The following is a 19,269-nucleotide window of genomic DNA, read 5'->3' as shown; positions in this document are numbered from 1 at the left end:
ACCTGATATATTTAATGCGATCGCAGATTGACTTCATTTTAAGATTAGAACTGAAGGTTATGTAAGAATAACTTAAATAAATATATTTTATCAGCACCAAACTAAAGACCTTCAAATCAGTAACCACACCCAAAAATTTCACCTTTTTAACCTACGGTCTTTTAATGACTGGTTTCATTTATGCATCAGGTATGAGTTCCGTTTCCTTTTATGTTTTTTACAGCAAGTTAGAAACTCTAGGAACCGATGCTGAATGGAAATTTTATTTCTCATTAATCGGCTTCCTAATCTTTTTCTTCATGTTGTTGCTACTTATAGTTGCGACAAGTGTCTATCTCTGCCTCAGTTATTTTAAGAATAGATCTGTTATAAAACTCCGATCTTAATAACAATCCACATCCACATTACAGCGCACAGACCTGAATTGTTTTATACTTTCAAAGCTGCGGCGCACTTTTCCAATAAATCCCTTTACTGTTTCTGGGCTGTGTTTTTTCCCAATCTTTACGAGAACGTGAACGTTATAAAGATTACGCACTCTGGAAACCGCAGGGAATTCAGGACCTAGAACTTCGACTCCATGTTCTATTTGGTTTAATGCGTTCACAAACCACTGTCCAGCCTGCAAGGTTTGGTTGTAATCTCTTTGTTTGAATGTTATTCTAATCAACCGCTGGTACGGCGGGTATTTAAATTGATACCTATCTTCCGATTGCTGATTAAACATCGTGGAGTAATCATAAGCACTCACCTGTTGCAATATCATGTGATCAGGATTATAACTTTGCAAGAGTACTTTACCACGTTTCTCCGTTCGACCGGCACGTCCTGCAACCTGAGTCAACAACTGGAAACAACGCTCATGTGCCCTAAAATCAGGAAAATTGAGCATGGCATCTGCATTTAAAACCCCTACTAGACTTACATGCCTAAAATCCAATCCCTTAGTAAGCATTTGAGTTCCTATCAGACAATCCACAGCCCTACTTTCTACTTGATCAATAATTTTTTCATAGCTGTATTTTCCTCGAGTAGTATCCAGATCCATTCTTGCCACTTTTTGATCTGGAAAAATCTCTAGGAACTCTTTCTCAATTTGCTCCGTACCGAATCCTTTTGTATCCAGATCTGTACTGGAACAAGCCATACATTCTATAGGAATCAAGGTGTGATACCCGCAGTAATGACAACGCAGTTGTTGCTTATGCTGGTGTACTGTCAAGCTCACATCGCAATTAGGACATTGCGGTGCATAACCACAAGTATTGCACTCCATAATAGGTGCAAAACCACGGCGGTTTTGGAATAGGATTACTTGTTCCTGATTTGTAAAAGCATCTTTCATATGCTCTATCAATGTATCAGAAAAGTGATGGGTCATTCGTTTTTTGCGATGCTTTTCTTTAATATCGATCATATTAATCTCTGGCATCTTGACGTCACCGTAGCGCTGCTTTAATTCTACCAAGGAGAACTTATTTACTGTTGTATTATAATAAGTTTCCAATGATGGCGTAGCACTTCCCAACAAGACCTCAGCATTTTTCATTTTTCCCAAAACGATGGCTGCATCTCTAGCGTGATATCGTGGTGCTGGATCAAATTGTTTGAAACTGGTCTCATGTTCTTCATCAACGACTATCAAACCCAGATCTCCATAGGGCAACAACATTGCACTACGAGCGCCTATGATTACGTATGGCTCTTTAGATTCTAATACAAGGCTCCAGACCTCCTGCCGTTCATTGAGATTGTATTTTGAATGATAAATTAAAACTTGATGCTTGAAAAAATACTGTAATCTTGAAATAAGCTGTGTCGTCAAAGCGATTTCAGGAAGCAGGTATAGACATTGTTTCCCCTGAGCCAAAACCTCTTGAATGAGCCGGACATAGATTTCTGTTTTACCGCTAGAAGTGACGCCGTGTAACAAACAAACCTTATGCGTTGCAAAACTCTCACGTATTTCTAAAAGCGCCTTCTGCTGCCCTTCATTGAGTTCATGTAATTCGTTTCCTTCTTGCGCATCCATCAACATGCGGCTTACCTCTTGTTCAGTCTCCAGGAGAATTGATTTATCCACTAATGATTTTATCACTGCACGACTTACATCAGCTCTTGATTCAAGATCTTTACTTTTTACCAGTTTATTGCCAGCACGCATCATAAACAAGGTCATTATCGCTTGCCGTTGCATAGGTGCTCTGGTCATGGAATCCAAAAGGTCGCGCAATAGCTCCTCATCTTTATATTCTGTAGCGAGCTGGATGTATTTTTCAGTTTTAGGTTTGTAGGTATTATACAGTTCTTCTTGAATAACGATCAAATCTTTATTCAACATTTCCTTCAAAATAGGTAATACAGTTTTACGATCAAGAATCGCCATCACGTCGTCCACTTTCAAAGCTTTGCGATTTTCCAAAGCTTCTAAAATCAGGAATTCATGGTCAGAAAGATTTGCCTCATCTGGAATCGTACTGTCATTAATCTGGATAACGGTTTCGCTTTCCAGCAATAAAGATTTAGGAAGCGATGCTTTCATTACCTGACCGACGCTGCACATGTAGTAAGATGCAATCCATTCCCAGAATTTGATCTGACCGTCCTGCAGGATAGGCTCTTCATCAATAATAAATTCAATATCTTTTATCTCATATGCCACGGTTATGTTTTCTCGCACGCTTACTGCAATCGCAGTGTATAACTTAGATTTACCAAAGGGAACCGCAACTCGCATTCCTGGCTGGATAAACTGTGCCTCTGCTTCATTAATGCGATAAGAGAAATATCGCTCCAAAGGCAATGGTAAAATGACATCGAGAAAATAATCCATAAAAAAATCGGTTATGTAAAAATAACCGATTGCTTTTTTGTTCCCATAAGATAGTTATGGATTTTGCAAAAACTTATATGCGTTCCCAGGTTTGTGTGCGGTATATGAATAACACATAACCACGTACCATAAGTAAGTCTGGGTTATCCTCATTAAGCCATATTTTACAATCATAGGACTTCCCGCTTTCTGGATCTACCACTGATCCACCTTTATACATTTTTCCGTGTTTTTCAAGACCCTCCATTATAACTAGACCTTCTAGGGGTTGATCCTTCAATTTTCCTTCACAAGACGTACACTTTGAATATTCGGCGCCCTTTTCAGATAATACTTTAAGAATTTTTCCGTAATATTTATCACCGTTTTTATAAATCTCAACATGTGACTTTACTTTTCCAGATTTCTCGTCAACGGTTTTCCATGTTCCTGTGACATCCTGCGAGTACGCTTTCGCGAAAGCGAAACACATCAACATCAACATTACAATATTCTTCATGTGTATGATATTAGAAAGCCCATGGTAATGCATGGGCTTTTAATTAGTTCAATGTACATCTATTTGGATCCTAACATTCCGCTTTTCAATCCTTTATCTGCTGGGTCATTACCTAACCAGATTCCAAAAAGTCCTTTTTTGAAGTCTAAACCTTCAATAGATCCTAAAAGCTTCCCGTTTTTATGAGCCATAGTTCCTTTTCCTGGTACATATGATAATTGGAATTCATTCCCCTTGACTATTTCTTCATTGAAGAAACCTATAAATTTATCAATCTTAGGTTGTAAAATTTTACGCTCAGCATCTGAAACGCTATCTTCAAAACCCTCTGTGATTGCTTCAATCATCTTATCCTGGGTCACTAGCTTACTCACGATATCTAGAGTAATCGCCATAGGCTCGTTTGCATTCATGATCGTTGATGCATTGCTTGATTTTGTTGTCGTGTACAATCCACCAACGTATAAATCAAATATGAATTTTTCACGCAACCCTGCACCATTCAAAACCAATTCCTTACCATCGACGGTAAGATTTTTTTCTACCTTGACACCTTCAATGGTCATTTGGGCAGAAGCTGTATAAGTTCCTATGAAGGCAACAGCTATTAAAAGTATTTTTTTCATGAGTATAGATTTAGATTTTAAATATAACATTATCATTTCAAATTCCGTGCCTTTAATGTTCTGAGCGATGCATTTAGCTCAAATCCCAGCAACAATATATTTGCATTGAGCCATATGTAAATCATTAGAATAAGCAGTGCGCCTATAGATCCATAAATTTCATTGTAAGAGGAAAAGTTATCGATGTACAGTCCGTATAGATATGAGGACAACAAAATTAAGAAGGTGGTAATTACTGAACCTATAGAGAAAAACCTCGTTTGTCGCCCTTCTTTAGTTCCTGTATAATATAACGTAGCGACAAAAGCATACAGTAAAATTATTATCGTCACATAACGAACGACAATCAAACCGATTTCAGTAGAACTTTGTGTCATAAAATCCTGTGCTCGCAGTGTACTAATCCAGTACTCAACAACTCCTGTAAGAGCAATTGATATGACCAGAAACAAACACAACATCAAGGAAACACCTAGCGAAATAAGGTATTGCCTAATCATATTTCTATTGAATGATGAGTGGAAAGATCTTTCAAAACCATCAAAAATAGCGTTGATACCGTTGCTCATAAAAAACAAAGACGTCACAAAGGCAATGGTTAGTAATCCCTTGTTCTCTTGTAATGCAATTTCTCTAAAAATATTATCAAATGAGCCTGCTGCTTGTGCTGGTAATAAACCATTCACAAATTCCAAAAATTGTACTTGGAAATTATCCACCGGTACAAACGGAATCAAGTTCAACATAAAAAGAATAAAGGGAAAAATAGCCATGAAAAAACTATAGCTTATCGCACTTGCTCGCAGTGTAAATGCACCTTGTAGGATTCCCGTGCTATAGGTTTCCCAAAGATCATAGGCAGTCATCCCTTCAAAACCGGGAAGCCTTGCCCTACTGGAAACCGCGACAAACCAAGAAACGACTGGAACTTGACCCAGAATTTTTTTGAGTTTACTCATGCATGGCTTTCAAACTGAGGTCCATATTGTAGACACTATGAGTTAAAGCACCGCTAGAAATATAATCAACACCGCAATCTGCATATTGTCGTGCAGTAAGGAGTGTAATACCACCACTACTTTCCGTCAAACATTGATCACCTATGAGTTCTACCGCTTTTCTTGTTTGATCAAAATCGAAATTATCGATCAAAATACGATACACCTTTCCAGATTTTAGTATTTCCTTAATCTCATCTAGATTTCTCGCTTCTACGATAATTTTTAGATTCAATTCTTTTTCATGAAGGTAATCCAGAGTTTTTTCAATCGCTTTAGTTATACCTCCTGCAAAATCGATGTGATTATCCTTAAGCATAATCATATCAAACAATCCTTGTCGGTGATTAACGCCTCCTCCTATATGTACCGCCCATTTTTCTAACAAGCGTATTCCAGGCGTGGTTTTTCTGGTATCCAGAATTTTTGTTCCGGTTCCTTCGAGTAATTCTACAAAAGCTTTTGTTTTTGTTGCTATGGCGCTCATGCGCTGCATGCTATTTAAAACAATACGCTCTGCAGTGAGGATTGATCGCGAGGAACCAGAGACGTAAAAAACCTCATCCCCATAAATAACTCTATCGCCATCTTTCTTTAATTCCTCGATCTTTAATGCAGGGTCTACATGGTGAAATACCGCTTTCGCGAAAGCGATTCCAGCAATCACTCCTTCATCTTTCACTAGTAAGCGCGCTTTACCAGTTGCATTGCGAGGAATACAGGCAAGACTGCTGTGGTCTCCACTTCCCACATCTTCCCGTATCGCATTTGTGATAATACGGTTTTGTTCTTTTTCAAATAACTCGCCTTTATACTTCATCTGTGACTATTTAATCGGGATAAGTCAAAAGTAAGATTATAAGGCCAATCCTATAAATATGTTTAAAGATTTTACCTTTACGATATGAAGATTACACTCCTTGCTGTTGGAAAAACTGACGATAATCGCATTGCAGACCTTGTAAATGTCTACTCCAGCCGACTCCAACACTACATAAATTTTGAGATTGAGGTGATTCCTGATCTTAAGAAGACAAAAAATCTAAGCTTAGATCAGCAAAAATCCATGGAAGGTGATTTGATTCTAGCAAAACTTCAAACCAGTGATTTTGTAACTCTACTGGATGAAAAGGGAAAAACCTATTCCAGTCTTCAGTTTGCGGAATTAATTAATAAGAGAAGTCTATCAGGCATGAAACGACTTGTTTATGTAATAGGTGGACCCTATGGTTTTTCTCCAGATGTTTATTCAAGGTCTAACTCAAAATTATCCTTGAGTTCCATGACATTTTCCCATCAAATGGTTCGGTTATTTGCGGTAGAGCAGATTTATAGAGCATTTACCATTCTGAAGAATGAGCCTTATCATCATGAATAAATTAACATGCGAGACTCTTGTGTCCATTTACATCAAAAACGCACCATGCCTAGACAAAGTATCTTCCCTACAGAACTAAATGATGAATGGCTAAAAAGCCAAGTCAACAATCAGGAATATTCCAGCATGAGCGAGCTGGTAAATGATTTGATTAGAAATGCGCGAAAGAAAGCAGAGCAGCTGGCGCCGTTACAGGACAAATTAGAAAAAAGCGAACAAAGCAATTTTTGGAACTGACCGTGGAAGAGGTTTTTCAGAAAGCTAGAGAAAAAGCAGGTATTGGAATATAAAATTAGCAGTCAAGCAGAGCAAGATTCAATGCGAATAGACTTTTATGATTTATCCTAGTTTGGACTTAATTAAGCAGAAGTCTATTCTGAAAAATTAATTGAATGCATTAAAACAATATCTAAAAATCCTTACGCCTTCACAGCCGTTGATGAAGTAAGACCTGACTATTGTAGATGTCCATAGGGATCAGATAGTATTTTTAAAAGGTCAAGAACATAGTTGAAATTATTGCAGTAGTAGGTAATCAAGATATTCATACGATTCTCTAACTATTCCCACCAACCCATTACCTTTGCATTCAAATCTAAAAAATGCTCATATTAGGAATCGCAGGTGGAACAGGTAGTGGAAAAACTACCGTGGTCAATCAAGTGGCGCATGAATATCCAAACACAGACGTCACCGTGATTTCACAGGACTCCTATTACAAGGACACCAGCCATCTATCTTATGAAGAGCGCACAAAAATAAACTTTGATCATCCCAGCTCTATTGATTTTGACCTACTCAAGGAACATTTGATTCAATTAAGAGAAGGTAAAACAATTGATCAGCCGGTATATTCCTTTGTGGAGCACAACCGGACACCAGATATATTAAAAACAGAACCCAGCACCGTGATTATTGTAGAGGGGATTCTGATTCTGACCCAGCCCGCCATTCGAGATCTTTTTGACATTAAGGTTTATATTGATTGTGACAGTGATGAGCGTTTAATTCGCAGGTTAAAAAGAGACATCGCAGATCGTGGTCGCGATTTAAATGAAGTTCTAGACCGATATCAAAGTACCTTGAAACCCATGCATCAACAGTTTATTGAGCCTACAAAGGCGTATGCAGATGTTATCATACCGACGAACAAATTAAACCGTGTAGGTGTTAAAATTTTACGCTCCATATTGGATCAAAAACTGGGCTAAATCCGTATATTGGAATTATGAAGTGGAAGGAACTCAGGAAGAAATGGTACATTAATAAATACGTGATTATTCTCGCATGCTTTGCCGTGTGGATAGGATTTTTAGATACTAATGCCTGGTTCACTTCTCATAAAGCTCTGGATAAACAAATTTCAGAAAAAGAACAAACCGCAGATTTTTATATGCGCGGTATCGCGGCAGATCAAGCACGGATTGCACAATTAAAAGATAGTATAGGGATTGAAAAATTCGGTCGAGAACGCTATTTAATGAAGAAAGAAAATGAAGAAGTATATATTATTGAATATGCTGATTCCGTAAAAAAAGAAGATTGATGAAGAAGCGATTATTTGATGATTTCTCTCCAGTTTCAGAAACCGCCTGGAAGCAGAAGATCCAGATGGATCTCAAAGGCGCAGATTACAATCAAACGCTGGTCACGAGTACTCCAGAGGGGATTAATATTAAACCAATTTATCATTCTGATAGCGCGCCTGTATTTGATGTTCCAGATAGCGCTGGCAAGAAGAAAGACTGGTATGTTTCTCAAAAAATTTATTGCGGTAATGCTAGGGCAGCTAACAAGAAAGCACTTGACATTCTAGAACGTGGTGCAGAAGGTGTTATTCTCGATATTCCTGATCCAACGATTGATCTTGAGGTTCTCTTAAATAACCTTCCGGAAATAGGAGTTCAAGTACACCCACAGTTTTTAGATCTAGAGTTTTTAAAAAAGCTTTCTGGCTTTCTTCCTAAAGCTAATGTTCATTTAGATCCTATTCATAGATTAGGGTCGAATGGAAACTGGTTTAAAAATAAAGATCATGATTTTAAAAATTACCAAGAGTTTTTGAAGATATTCCCTAAATATTTTTCAAATATTACTATCAATACGAGTAATTATCAGCAAGGTGGCGCAACAGCAACTCAAGAACTCGCATATTTTACAGCTCACTTAAATGAATATTTAAATGCTTTTTGCGATTCAGGAAAGGAGCATGATGAGGAAATTTTTTCCGCTTTCGCGAAAGCGGAAAAAAGGATCAATATTGACATTACTATTGGAGCTAACTACTTCATGGAAATTTCAAAGATTAAAGCGTACCGCATTCTTACCAAAACTATTGGAAATGCCTACGGCCTTGAGTTAAGCTGCTACATTACAGCAACTCCCAGCATTAGAAATAAATCCTTGCTCGATTACAACGTCAACCTTCTACGCACCACGACGGAATGTATGAGTGCCGTTTTGGGAGGTTCAGATACCGTTTACAATTTACCATATGATTCTTTTTTTCACAAACAGAATGAGTTTGGGGAACGCATTGCTCGCAACCAGTTGTTGATTTTAAAAGAAGAAGCTTACTTGAATAAGGTGGCCAATGCAGCTGATGGTAATTATTATATAAATACGCTTACGAAAGAGTTAGTGGAAAAATCGCTGGAAATCTTCAAAACTATAGAAGCTTCTGGTGGCTTAATAACTTCTCTTTTTGAGGGAACGATCCAGCGCAAAATCAAGGAAAGCGATACGGCAGAACGAGAACTTTTGAAAAAAGGTGAAAAAACACTGGTAGGCGTCAATAAGTTTCCAAATGCCGATTTGCCATTGCAAAAAGAATACGAGATTTTACCATTCCAGAAAATCGAACCACGCAAAACCTTGATAACACCTATTTCAGTAAAAAGACTTGCAGAAGATCTGGAAAAATCACAAATGCCGAAATGATGATGAAAAGAAAAGACCTTTCCCATATTAAAGCAGACTTTGAAAAACTTACGTTTCCGAAAACTATTGCGGCTTCTGAAGAGCAAGAGTATCAAACCTCCGAAGGCATATCATTAAAAAAGGAATATTCTGCTGAGGATATTAAAAATCTGGAACATTTAGATTTCGTTGCTGGTATAGCTCCTAATTTGCGTGGTCCATATTCTACGATGTATGTAAGACGTCCGTGGACCATCCGTCAATATGCTGGTTTCTCTAGTGCTACCGAGTCAAATGCTTTTTACAGACGTAATCTAGCGGCTGGACAGAAAGGACTTTCGGTTGCTTTTGATCTTGCAACGCACCGCGGTTATGATAGTGATCATGCACGAGTAGAAGGCGATGTGGGAAAAGCAGGTGTTGCGATCGACAGCGTTGAGGATATGAAAATTTTGTTTGACTCTATTCCGCTGGATAAGATGTCGGTTTCCATGACTATGAATGGGGCTGTATTGCCTATTATGGCGTTTTATATCGTTGCAGCAATGGAGCAAGGTGTTGATATCAAGGAATTGAGTGGTACGATTCAAAATGATATTCTCAAAGAATTCATGGTTAGAAACACCTACATCTATCCGCCCCAACCTAGCATGCAGATCATCTCAGATATTTTTGAGTATACAAGCGAGCACATGCCTAAGTTCAACTCCATCTCCATATCTGGTTATCATATGTATGAAGCTGGTGCGACCAGTGATATTGAGCTCGCTTATACCCTCGCAGACGGATTAGAATACGTGCGTAAAGGGCTTGATGCTGGAATGGATATAGACACCTTCGCTCCTCGCCTATCCTTCTTTTGGGCGATTGGGATGAACCATTTTATGGAAATTGCCAAGATGCGTGCGGCTAGAATGCTCTGGGCAAAGTTGATCAAACAATTCAATCCTAAAAACGAGAAATCACTTTCCTTAAGAACCCATTGCCAGACGTCAGGCTGGTCTTTGACAGAACAGGATCCATTTAATAATGTAGCTCGAACTACTATTGAAGCCACCGCTGCAGCCTTTGGTGGAACACAGAGTTTACATACTAATGCACTGGATGAAGCCATCGCATTACCAACAGATTTTAGTGCGCGAATTGCTAGAAATACCCAAATATTTTTACAGGAGGAAACCGCAATTACAAAAACAGTAGATCCTTGGGCAGGATCCTATTATGTGGAATCTCTTACAGACCAAATTGCCCATAAAGCCTGGGAGTTAATTGAGGAAGTTGAAGAACTAGGTGGAATGACAAAAGCTATTGAAGCTGGAATTCCTAAAATGAGAATTGAGGAAGCCGCTGCTAAAAAGCAAGCTAGAATCGACTCAAATCTCGATGTTATTGTGGGAGTCAATAAGTATCCTAGTCCGGATGAAGATCACATTGATACTTTAGACATTGATAATGCAGCAGTGCGTATTGAACAGATTGACCGATTGAAACAAATACGTCAGGATCGTGATGATTCTAAGATCAAACAGACATTAAAGGCATTAACCGATTGTGCCAAAACTGGGAAGGGAAACCTCCTCGAACTTGCAGTCAACGCAGCAAAAGAGCGTGCAACACTGGGTGAGATTTCAGATGCATTGGAAAGTGAATTTGGTCGTTACCGTGCCCAGATCAAAAGCGTTCAAGGAGTGTATAAAAAAGAGATTATGGATGATCCCGCTTTCGCGAAAGCGCAACAGCTAGCAGATTCATTTGCAAAAAAAGAAGGTCGCAGACCACGGATCATGATTGCAAAAATGGGTCAAGACGGCCATGATCGCGGTGCCAAAGTTGTAGCCACCGGTTATGCCGATGTAGGCTTTGACGTGGATATTGGACCATTATTTCAAACCCCTAAAGAAGCCGCTAAACAAGCCGTGGAAAACGATGTGCATGTATTAGGTATTTCATCACTCGCCGCCGGACATAAAACATTAGTTCCTCAGGTAATGGCCGAATTGAAAAAATACGGCCGAGAAGACATTATGATTATTGTAGGTGGAGTCATTCCTCGTAAAGATTATCAGTTTTTATTTGATGCTGGGGTAGCAGCTGTTTTTGGACCGGGAACAAAAATTAGCGCAGCCGCTATTGACATTTTGACCTTATTAGACAACTAAATATTTCAAGTTTAGTATTCATTTAAATATTTAAAGCAACAACCTATGGCTTGGTTTTTTTTAATTATTGGTGGTCTATTTGAAGTAGCCTTTACTTTTTGTTTAGGCAAAGCAAATGAGGCAACGGGAAATGAAGTTTATTGGTGGTACGGCGGTTTTGCGATAAGCATCGCTATAAGTATGGGTTTATTAATAAAAGCCACGCAAACCTTACCTCTGGGAACGGCTTATGCCGTATGGACAGGAATAGGTGCTCTAGGTACCGTTCTAATGGGAATTTTAGTATTTAAAGATCCTGTAGGATTCTGGAGAATGTTCTTCATGTTCACACTTGTGAGTTCCATCATAGGAATCAAATTTGTCTCTAATTAATTTTATAGTTCTTAGCCTCAGTTTGATTATTTCTCAACCAGTACCCTTTATCGCGATTGACTTTACCTTTCGATTTATATAAATAATAGTTTATGCGAGCGCTGATACTCTCGCTTAGCATATTGAAATAGAAGGTTAGCAGCAATAATGACTCACTATTAAAATACTATTAAAAATAAGCAGACTGAAAGCCTTAGAGCTGGGAACGACTTATATTGAAAGTCATACCCATGAAACTTATACTCATTTTAATAAATCTTGCCATTATGAGCACTCCTATCACACTTTTTGATTTTACAAAAAATAGTTCTATTAAAGAATGGCTTATTGTCAATGATGGAGTTATGGGCGGGTTTTCAAAAGGTAAAATTTCGCTTACTGATGAAGGTCATGCTCGATTCAATGGTCATGTTTCTTTAGAAAATAATGGAGGGTTCACATCTGTTCGATATTATGCACCATCGGTTGCGGTTGACCCTAAACAATCTGCCATTTTAAGAGTTAAAGGAGATGGAAATGAATACCAATTCAGGATCAGTCATAAAAACCAAGTAGAATACAGCTATGTGGCTACATTCAAAACGAGTGGAGATTGGGAAACGATTATCATCCCACTTTCAAGTATGGCTCCTACCTATAGAGGTCAAAAAATGGATTTACCCAACTTTAATTTCAAAAAGATTGAGGAAGTCCAGTTTTTAATTGGCAATGGGAAAGAGCAGGATTTTGAACTATTGATCGATTGCATTGAGGTTTCAGATTCTTAATCTAGTATCGTATCCGTCGCGAGGTATTTTTTATCCTTGTTGTAGTACCATTTGCGAACTCGAGGCATAAGAATACCGTTGGTCTTATATTCTCCCGATAGTAAAATGTATTCGCCAGTTTGTAAATCTGGTTTCCTTTCTTCCTTTTCCTTGTAGAACTGGTATGCCTCCATGCGATAGGTCACGGGATCAAAATAAAAGTACCAGACATCGTTTCCCACACCAGGTTTATAATTGACCTGTAATACGAGATAGTCCTTCTTATTCAAGTTCTTACGTTGCACCTCATAAGACACAATAGTTCCCGGATCCTTTAATTTCATGGGTAAACCGTATAAATAGGTATAATAATTACGCATCGTTAGGGCACGTTCAAAATCCTTTTCGGTGGTAGTAATGATACTATCAGGTTTAGAAATATCAAGTTTAGCAACGGTGGCGCTGTCTTTAAAAACTCTATATTCATTGATCATTTCGCCGCGTTTTGAGATAAGTTCAAAACTTTTTTCAGGTAAATTGATATCGATGAAACTTGTTCTGTCCTCTGTATCTGGCGCTATTGTCAGAATTTCAAGGTTACCTACAAAGTTTGACCAGGCATCGTTAGGATCATGATATGCAATAGCTTTATTGAGTAACTGTGGCCCGGTTAATTGTGGTGGCAATTCTTGAGAATTTACCGCCGCGAAGGCAAAAAACATCAAAAACATACAACTATATTTCATAAAGCAAGAATATTTGATATTTAAAAGTATATTCCTCAAACTGTCAGTCAGTTAATGGGATTATTCATCGTTCAAAAATAGGCAAAATGATCTCATTTATATTCGCCAGGTTTTTATTTAATGATGATTTGCGTCGCGATGTTTATCAACGACTATAGGATACCATCTTAGATTCAGATGAGGTATGGAATAAAAAAGTAGAGTCTCTTTAAATCAATTTAATATGATTTAATCCCAGGCATTCTTTCCTCATAAGGAAGTAGATTAATCTGAGTTTGTAGTGAACTAAAAATTTGCTTGAATTAACTCAAAGAAAATGTCAAAAGCATGACAAATTTAGAAGGTGGTTAAAACCCTTCAAATCGTCCATCGGGAAGTACGATCTGCAATTGCAAAAATGTAATTCGCTAATTAGAAAATTACTTTTTTAAAGTTTGATACTAGCAAAAGGCGAGGAATCTTGAATTTGTGGACAAATCAAGCTTTAATCTTTATGCATAAATGCCTGCTTTGCTTTGAGTACATCTTGTGACTCTACGACATTATCATCGGGAACACAGCAGTCCACTGGGCAAACCGCTGCACATTGCGGCTCCTCATGAAATCCTACGCATTCTGTACACTTATCAGGTACGATGTAATAAAACTCATCGCTAACGGGCTCTTGAGTCTCGTTTGCATCCACATCTTTACCGTTGGGCAACACGACGTTACCGTCCAGGTCAGTACCGTCAGCATATCTCCAGTCGTCTGCAGCTTCATAGATTGCCGTGTTAGGACATTCTGGTTCGCAGGCGCCACAATTGATACATTCGTCTGTAATGATGATCGCCATAACTGTTTTCTTTACTTTTGTGCAAAAATAAGATTCATTGCCTGTTAAGCCAATTAATACCTCGTTAAATGATAGAGTTTCCGCTTTCGCGAAAGCGGGCTCCATTCTAGCCCAATATCTACAATCCAGCGGTAGCGATATCGACATCAATAAGGACTTGTGGACGGTGACCATCAATCAAACTTTATTGCTCGCAGAGCAGAAAAACTCCTGGTTCACCCGCGATAATTTGCTCTTTGCTTTAGAGCAATGGTCGCAAGCATTAACCGTAGAAAATCTAAATAACTGGCTGACACCCTATCATTTAGATAGTGTTAGTCCCCAAAAGGTTGCGGTAATCGCTGCTGGAAATATCCCCATGGTAGGATTTCACGATGTATTGTGCATCATTCTAACCGGTCATTTTGCGCAGATCAAAACCAGCAGTAATGATGATGTTTTATTGCCGTTGATGTTGCAATTAGCCACCGCAGAAACTCCTAGTTTAAAAGATTCTTATGAATTTACCAGCGAAAGATTAACCGATTTTGATGCTGTCATCGCCACGGGAAGCAATAACACGTCGCGATACTTTGAACACTACTTTGGTAAAAAACCAAATATTATTCGGAAAAACAGGAATTCTATCGCGATTTTAACCGGTAATGAAACCCGCGAGGAACTCATTGCTTTAAGCGATGATGTATTCTTGTTTTTTGGATTGGGATGTCGCAGTGTAAGTCACTTAAAAGTACCTACTGGTTATAATTTTGATGCCTTCTTTAATGCGATGTTTGAAAAAAGAGAATTGATCAACTACATTAAATATTCAAATAATTACGATTATAATAAAGCAGTTTATTTGATGAGTGAATTTAAACTGCTGGATAATGAATTTCTTATCATGAAGGAAGAAAATGATAGTTATTCCTCTCCTATCGCTTCATTAGGATACAGTTTTTATGAAAATGAAGAAGAAATAATGGCAGAGATCAAAGCAAAGTCAGATAATTTACAGTGTGTGGTTACAACAACCGCAATGCAAAATGTTTTGAAACCCGTCGTGGAAGAACTTGCAGCACCACAGTTGGTAGATTTCGGAACTACGCAAATGCCTAAGCTTAATGATTATGCAGATGGTGTTGATACCGTGCACTTTCTAGTGACTTTAACTTAAAAAGTTAGCGGTTTTTATCAGAATCGGAATCCATTTTTGCACTTTTGTAGAAATCAAATTGAAATCCGAATGCTTAAACACAACTTTAGTGCTGGTCCATGCGTGCTGCCTCAAGAGGTTCTTAAAAAAGCTGCTGACGCCGTTTTAAATTTTAATGATTTAAGTATCCTTGAGATTTCACACCGCAGTAAGGATTTCGTTGAAGTCATGGAAAAAGCCAGGTCTCTTGCATTAGAACATTTGGGATTGAGCGGTAAAGGATATACCGCCTTATATCTCGCTGGCGGCGCTAGCATGCAGTTCTTGATGGTCGCTTACAACTTAATGGAGAAAAAGGCAGCATATTTAGACACGGGAACCTGGTCTGCAAAGGCGATCAAAGAGGCTAAAATGTTTGGTGAGGTGAATATTATTGCTTCTTCCAAAGCAGATAATTACAACCACATTCCGAAAGATTACTCTGTTCCAGATGATGCTGATTATTTTCACATTCAGACTAACAATACTATTTTTGGAACACAGCTTAAAAGCACACCACAAGTTAATGTACCATTAGTTTGTGATATGAGCAGCGATATTATGTCGCGCCAACGTGATTTTGAAAAATACGACTTGATTTATGGTGGTGCTCAAAAAAATATGGGTCCTGCTGGAGTAACTCTCGTTGTGGTAAAGGATGATATTTTAGGAAAAGTAAGCCGCCAGATTCCGTCTATGTTAGACTATAACAAGCATATCGCTAGCGATTCCATGTTCAACACGCCTCCCGTTTTCCCTATTTATACGACGATGCTGACCTTAGAGTGGTTAAAGGAAAACGGTGGAATTGATTGGGTTGAAAAGATCAACAACCACAAGGCAGATCTTATGTATTCTGAGATTGATAGGAATGAGTTGTTTAAAGGCTATGTGATTGATAAAGAAGATCGTTCCATCATGAATGCTACGTTCACCATGAATGAAGAATCATTATCAGACAAGTTCAATTCTATGGCAAAGGATGCTGGAATCAGCGGTATTAATGGTCATAGATCTGTAGGTGGTTATAGAGCTAGCATGTACAATGGTTTGACGGTAGAAAGTGTCCAGACTCTAGTTGATGTAATGAGAGAATTGGAAAAGAAAGCATAGAATGTGGTAGAGTTCGCTTTCGCGAAAGCAAAAAAACTATCATTATTAAAACAAAAAAAGTAACAAGCTGTCCATCGACGGCCAGACATTCAAAATTTAACTGTAGGTAACGAATTCTTGAGATTCCTGCCTACGTAGGAACATATATTATGAGCAATAAAGTACTCGCCAATGATGGCATTTCACAAACTGGAGTTGATAAATTAAAAGCTGCCGGTTATGAAGTAATCACAACTAACGTAGCCCAAGATCAATTGCAAGATTACATTAACAAAAACGAAATTAATGTCTTGTTAGTACGCTCTGCAACAACCGTGCGCCAGGAATTGATCGATAATTGTCCTAGCTTAAAAATCATAGGTCGCGGTGGTGTGGGAATGGATAACATTGATGTAGAATACGCACGTCAAAAAGGTTTAAAAGTCATCAACACTCCTGCAGCCAGTAGTGCGAGCGTGGCAGAATTGGTTTTTGCACACCTATATGGCGGCGTTCGCTTCCTGCACGATTCAAATAGAATTATGCCTCTAGAAGGTGATAGTAATTTCAAAGGCTTGAAAAAGGCCTATGCCAAGGGCGTTGAACTGCGTGGAAAAACAATAGGCATCATAGGTCTAGGAAGAATAGGTCAAGAGGTTGCCATAATTGCTGCCGGTGTAGGAATGAACGTTATTGCTCACGATAGCTTTGTAGAAAAAGCGCCGACTGTTTCTTGGAAATTATTTGATGGTCAAGAAATTAAAGTGGAAATTCCATTAGTCGAGAAATCTTATCTTTTAAAAAATTCAGATTTCGTTACCCTTCATGTACCCGATCAAAAAGGCTATGTTTTAGGTAAAAAAGAATTTGAAATGATGAAAAAAGGTGCTGCAGTTGTAAATGCGGCCCGTGGAGGAGTTCTGGATGAAGTAGCTTTGGTAGATGCATTAGATAACGAGCATCTTAGCTTTGCGGCATTGGATGTTTTTGAAAAAGAACCAGCTCCAGAGGTAATATTAATGATGAACAGTAAATTGTCGTTGACGCCGCATATAGGTGCAGCCACAAATGAGGCTCAAGATCGTATAGGAACAGAACTAGCAGATCAAATTATAGCCATAATGGGATAATCTCAGAACAATAATTTTGAAAGCGCATCCTTTTATTAGGATGCGCTTTTTGTTTAGGAGGTCATTGACTTCAACCCTCATGTACTGTTGATGCAGGAGTATTATGTTTGCCATTGATGAGAAAGAATTAAAGTTTTCTTCCTGCTAAAAATCATGATTCTATGAGTAATGTAATACGTGAAGCTCGTCGTTCCCAGAGAATTTAACAGTCTCCATAATGTAGAAATAAAAGGATACCTTTAAAACAACCAAATCAACCTCACAATGATAAAACTAATCTCAAAGCAAGATCCGGATATTCTAGCGTTTAGAGTCAAAGAAGAACTTGAAAAAGAAGATGTAGACTGGCTTATAGAACGAGTTGAAAAGAAGGAGGAACGAATGGATCAACCTATATTACTTTACATAGAATTTGAAAATTTTGGAGAGCTAACCTTTACTCGCATGTGGGCGCAGTTTAAAAAGCTATTGACCCATGTTGTAGACTTGATGGCCAAGGTCAATAAGATTGCGGTAGTCACTTCTGATGTTGCTTTAAGAGATAAGTTGTCTCTTGAATTTGCGCTAATTCCTACAATCAACTTTAAAACTTACAAGGAAAAAGATGAAAATATGGCGGTTAAGTGGCTCACTGAATTTTAAATGAATTAGAAGTTAAACCTATAGAAATAGTTGAAATTTGAAAGCGATACTAGTATTTATAGCACTTTTATTGAAGGTTCCAATCGCTCATTCACAAGGTACAGAATGGAGCTCCATCAGGGAAGATGTTCTTAAAATTGCACAAGTAGATAAATTACCTACCCTAGAATTAACCATTTGGAACCCTAAGGATTCTATTTATATAGATTATCACAACCCAGAAGTACAGGATATTAAAAGCTATGGTATAGGAAGCACCACTAAAATGATGGTTGCTGTTTTTATCTTAGATTTAGTTGAGCAGGGGAAGATAAATCTTGAAGATCAGGTCAGTTCCTACATAGAAAATGATGATCGTTCTTTGTGGAAAAACATCAGCATAAGACAACTGCTCAATCACACCAGCGGCTTACCAGATTATACACAGAATCCAAAATGGGTAAAGCTAGTTACTATTGGGAAAACTCCGCGTAGCTTTGAGGAACGGGCAAACTTAATTTCAGGTATTAAAAAACCAGCTAATATCTTTAATTACAGCAACTCCAACTATTTGATATTAGAAAAAATAGTTGAAAAAGTTAACGGACAAAATTATGCAGTTGCCTTCAACGACTTTTATAAAAATCAAGGATTACGTAATATCAGGATGCTGAATGCTAGAGATACCACTCAAACGTTTTTTGCTCAAGATCTCAAGTCAGTTAGTGATGTTAGTGATTCTCAGGAAGTGTATGGTTATGCCGGTGATGTTCACGCTACCAGCGAAGAATTGCTGAAATTCATGAAGAAGTTATTTATTGAAAAAACAATTCTTAACCCAGACCAGCTGGATCTTATGAATACCTCCATTGAAATGAAACCCATGACAATTCCTATAGGAACAGGTATTATTGATCATTATGGCCTCGGTTTAATGGACTTGACTTTTGACAATCAGTACTACGTTGGACATTCTGGCGGCACCTTGAAGTATCAATCCTTTCTATTTTACAGACCATTAGATCAAACGATTGTTATAGCGTTGACGAACAGCAGCGGCGCTTTCTATAATAATTCCTTTGTGCAACGATTAATTCCAGCAGTTTTAGATAAGCTCTAAATTTTAAAATTTGAGGGTTTG

Annotated in this window: 20 protein-coding genes; 13 read left to right on the top strand and 7 right to left on the bottom strand. The window is 38.1% G+C overall.

Annotation, left to right across the window (positions count from 1 at the left end; translation table 11 throughout):
* Window positions 1-382: 382 nt before the first annotated feature.
* The 5 genes from priA to nadC all read right to left on the bottom strand — a co-directional run bounded on the left by priA (window position 383) and on the right by nadC (window position 5,776).
* On the bottom strand, window positions 383-2,833 hold the full coding sequence (gene priA / locus IQ282_RS02925; RefSeq protein ID WP_194850408.1) for a replication restart helicase PriA: 2,451 nt from the start codon (window positions 2,831-2,833) through the stop codon (window positions 383-385).
* Window positions 2,834-2,906: 73 nt separating this feature from the next.
* A complete protein-coding gene (locus tag IQ282_RS02920; RefSeq protein ID WP_194850407.1) occupies window positions 2,907-3,332 on the bottom strand; it encodes a DUF2147 domain-containing protein in 426 nt (141 codons plus the stop codon).
* 59 nt (window positions 3,333-3,391) lie between these two features.
* Window positions 3,392-3,958: a chalcone isomerase family protein gene (locus tag IQ282_RS02915; protein ID WP_194850406.1), complete on the bottom strand. Its 567-nt coding sequence runs from the start codon at window positions 3,956-3,958 to the stop codon at window positions 3,392-3,394.
* 32 nt (window positions 3,959-3,990) lie between these two features.
* Window positions 3,991-4,917 (bottom strand): YihY/virulence factor BrkB family protein, encoded by a 927-nt coding sequence (locus tag IQ282_RS02910; RefSeq protein WP_194850405.1) that lies wholly within the window; start codon window positions 4,915-4,917, stop codon window positions 3,991-3,993.
* Window positions 4,910-5,776, bottom strand: coding sequence for a carboxylating nicotinate-nucleotide diphosphorylase (nadC, locus tag IQ282_RS02905; RefSeq protein WP_194850404.1), 867 nt, complete (start codon window positions 5,774-5,776; stop codon window positions 4,910-4,912). The genes IQ282_RS02910 and nadC overlap by 8 nt, the downstream gene beginning before the upstream one ends.
* Window positions 5,777-5,860: 84 nt before the next feature.
* Between nadC and rlmH the strand changes: the two genes are divergently transcribed.
* The 8 genes from rlmH (at window position 5,861) to IQ282_RS02865 (ending at window position 12,551) form a co-directional block, all read left to right on the top strand.
* Entirely contained in the window at window positions 5,861-6,334 is a 474-nt protein-coding gene (rlmH, locus tag IQ282_RS02900) for a 23S rRNA (pseudouridine(1915)-N(3))-methyltransferase RlmH (RefSeq protein WP_194850403.1), read from the top strand.
* Window positions 6,335-6,379: 45 nt separating this feature from the next.
* Window positions 6,380-6,571, top strand: a complete 192-nt coding sequence (locus tag IQ282_RS02895) for a ribbon-helix-helix domain-containing protein (RefSeq protein WP_194850402.1) — start codon at window positions 6,380-6,382, stop codon at window positions 6,569-6,571.
* Window positions 6,572-6,936: 365 nt separating this feature from the next.
* Window positions 6,937-7,545 (top strand): uridine kinase, encoded by a 609-nt coding sequence (udk, locus tag IQ282_RS02890; protein ID WP_194850401.1) that lies wholly within the window; start codon window positions 6,937-6,939, stop codon window positions 7,543-7,545.
* Between the two features lie 17 nt (window positions 7,546-7,562).
* Entirely contained in the window at window positions 7,563-7,880 is a 318-nt protein-coding gene (locus tag IQ282_RS02885) for an FtsB family cell division protein (protein ID WP_194850400.1), read from the top strand.
* A complete protein-coding gene (locus IQ282_RS02880; protein ID WP_194850399.1) occupies window positions 7,880-9,274 on the top strand; it encodes a methylmalonyl-CoA mutase subunit beta in 1,395 nt (464 codons plus the stop codon). Before IQ282_RS02885 ends, IQ282_RS02880 begins: the two co-directional genes overlap by 1 nt.
* A 2-nt stretch (window positions 9,275-9,276) precedes the next feature.
* The gene (gene scpA / locus IQ282_RS02875) at window positions 9,277-11,412 is read left to right on the top strand and encodes a methylmalonyl-CoA mutase (RefSeq protein WP_194850486.1); all 2,136 of its coding nucleotides are present in this window, start codon (window positions 9,277-9,279) and stop codon (window positions 11,410-11,412) included.
* Between the two features lie 45 nt (window positions 11,413-11,457).
* Window positions 11,458-11,784, top strand: a complete 327-nt coding sequence (locus IQ282_RS02870; protein WP_194850398.1) for a DMT family transporter — start codon at window positions 11,458-11,460, stop codon at window positions 11,782-11,784.
* A gap of 230 nt (window positions 11,785-12,014) precedes the next feature.
* Window positions 12,015-12,551: a CIA30 family protein gene (locus IQ282_RS02865; protein WP_228547195.1), complete on the top strand. Its 537-nt coding sequence runs from the start codon at window positions 12,015-12,017 to the stop codon at window positions 12,549-12,551.
* On the opposite strand, the gene IQ282_RS02860 is transcribed toward IQ282_RS02865, so the two are convergent.
* Together IQ282_RS02860 and IQ282_RS02855 are read right to left on the bottom strand one after the other, a co-directional pair.
* A complete protein-coding gene (locus IQ282_RS02860) occupies window positions 12,548-13,276 on the bottom strand; it encodes a DUF6503 family protein (RefSeq protein ID WP_194850397.1) in 729 nt (242 codons plus the stop codon). The genes IQ282_RS02865 and IQ282_RS02860 overlap by 4 nt on opposite strands.
* Before the next feature lie 484 nt (window positions 13,277-13,760).
* Window positions 13,761-14,111, bottom strand: coding sequence for a 4Fe-4S binding protein (locus IQ282_RS02855; RefSeq protein WP_194850396.1), 351 nt, complete (start codon window positions 14,109-14,111; stop codon window positions 13,761-13,763).
* A gap of 37 nt (window positions 14,112-14,148) precedes the next feature.
* Between IQ282_RS02855 and IQ282_RS02850 the strand changes: the two genes are divergently transcribed.
* The 5 genes from IQ282_RS02850 to IQ282_RS02830 all read left to right on the top strand — a co-directional run bounded on the left by IQ282_RS02850 (window position 14,149) and on the right by IQ282_RS02830 (window position 19,248).
* Window positions 14,149-15,267, top strand: a complete 1,119-nt coding sequence (locus IQ282_RS02850; RefSeq protein ID WP_228547194.1) for an acyl-CoA reductase — start codon at window positions 14,149-14,151, stop codon at window positions 15,265-15,267.
* A gap of 69 nt (window positions 15,268-15,336) precedes the next feature.
* Window positions 15,337-16,398: a 3-phosphoserine/phosphohydroxythreonine transaminase gene (gene serC, locus IQ282_RS02845; RefSeq protein WP_194850395.1), complete on the top strand. Its 1,062-nt coding sequence runs from the start codon at window positions 15,337-15,339 to the stop codon at window positions 16,396-16,398.
* A gap of 149 nt (window positions 16,399-16,547) precedes the next feature.
* Window positions 16,548-17,507 (top strand): D-2-hydroxyacid dehydrogenase, encoded by a 960-nt coding sequence (locus IQ282_RS02840; RefSeq protein WP_194850394.1) that lies wholly within the window; start codon window positions 16,548-16,550, stop codon window positions 17,505-17,507.
* 264 nt (window positions 17,508-17,771) lie between these two features.
* Window positions 17,772-18,149 carry a SpoIIAA family protein gene (locus tag IQ282_RS02835; RefSeq protein WP_194850393.1) on the top strand — a complete coding sequence of 126 codons (378 nt, stop codon included), beginning with the start codon at window positions 17,772-17,774 and terminating at the stop codon, window positions 18,147-18,149.
* A gap of 37 nt (window positions 18,150-18,186) precedes the next feature.
* Window positions 18,187-19,248, top strand: coding sequence for a serine hydrolase domain-containing protein (locus IQ282_RS02830; protein WP_194850392.1), 1,062 nt, complete (start codon window positions 18,187-18,189; stop codon window positions 19,246-19,248).
* Window positions 19,249-19,269: the final 21 nt, after the last annotated feature.

Origin of the sequence: Nonlabens antarcticus (genome assembly GCF_015356755.1) — a bacterium.
Classification (GTDB): domain Bacteria; phylum Bacteroidota; class Bacteroidia; order Flavobacteriales; family Flavobacteriaceae; genus Nonlabens; species Nonlabens antarcticus.
This window is presented reverse-complemented; position numbering and strand designations above follow the sequence as displayed.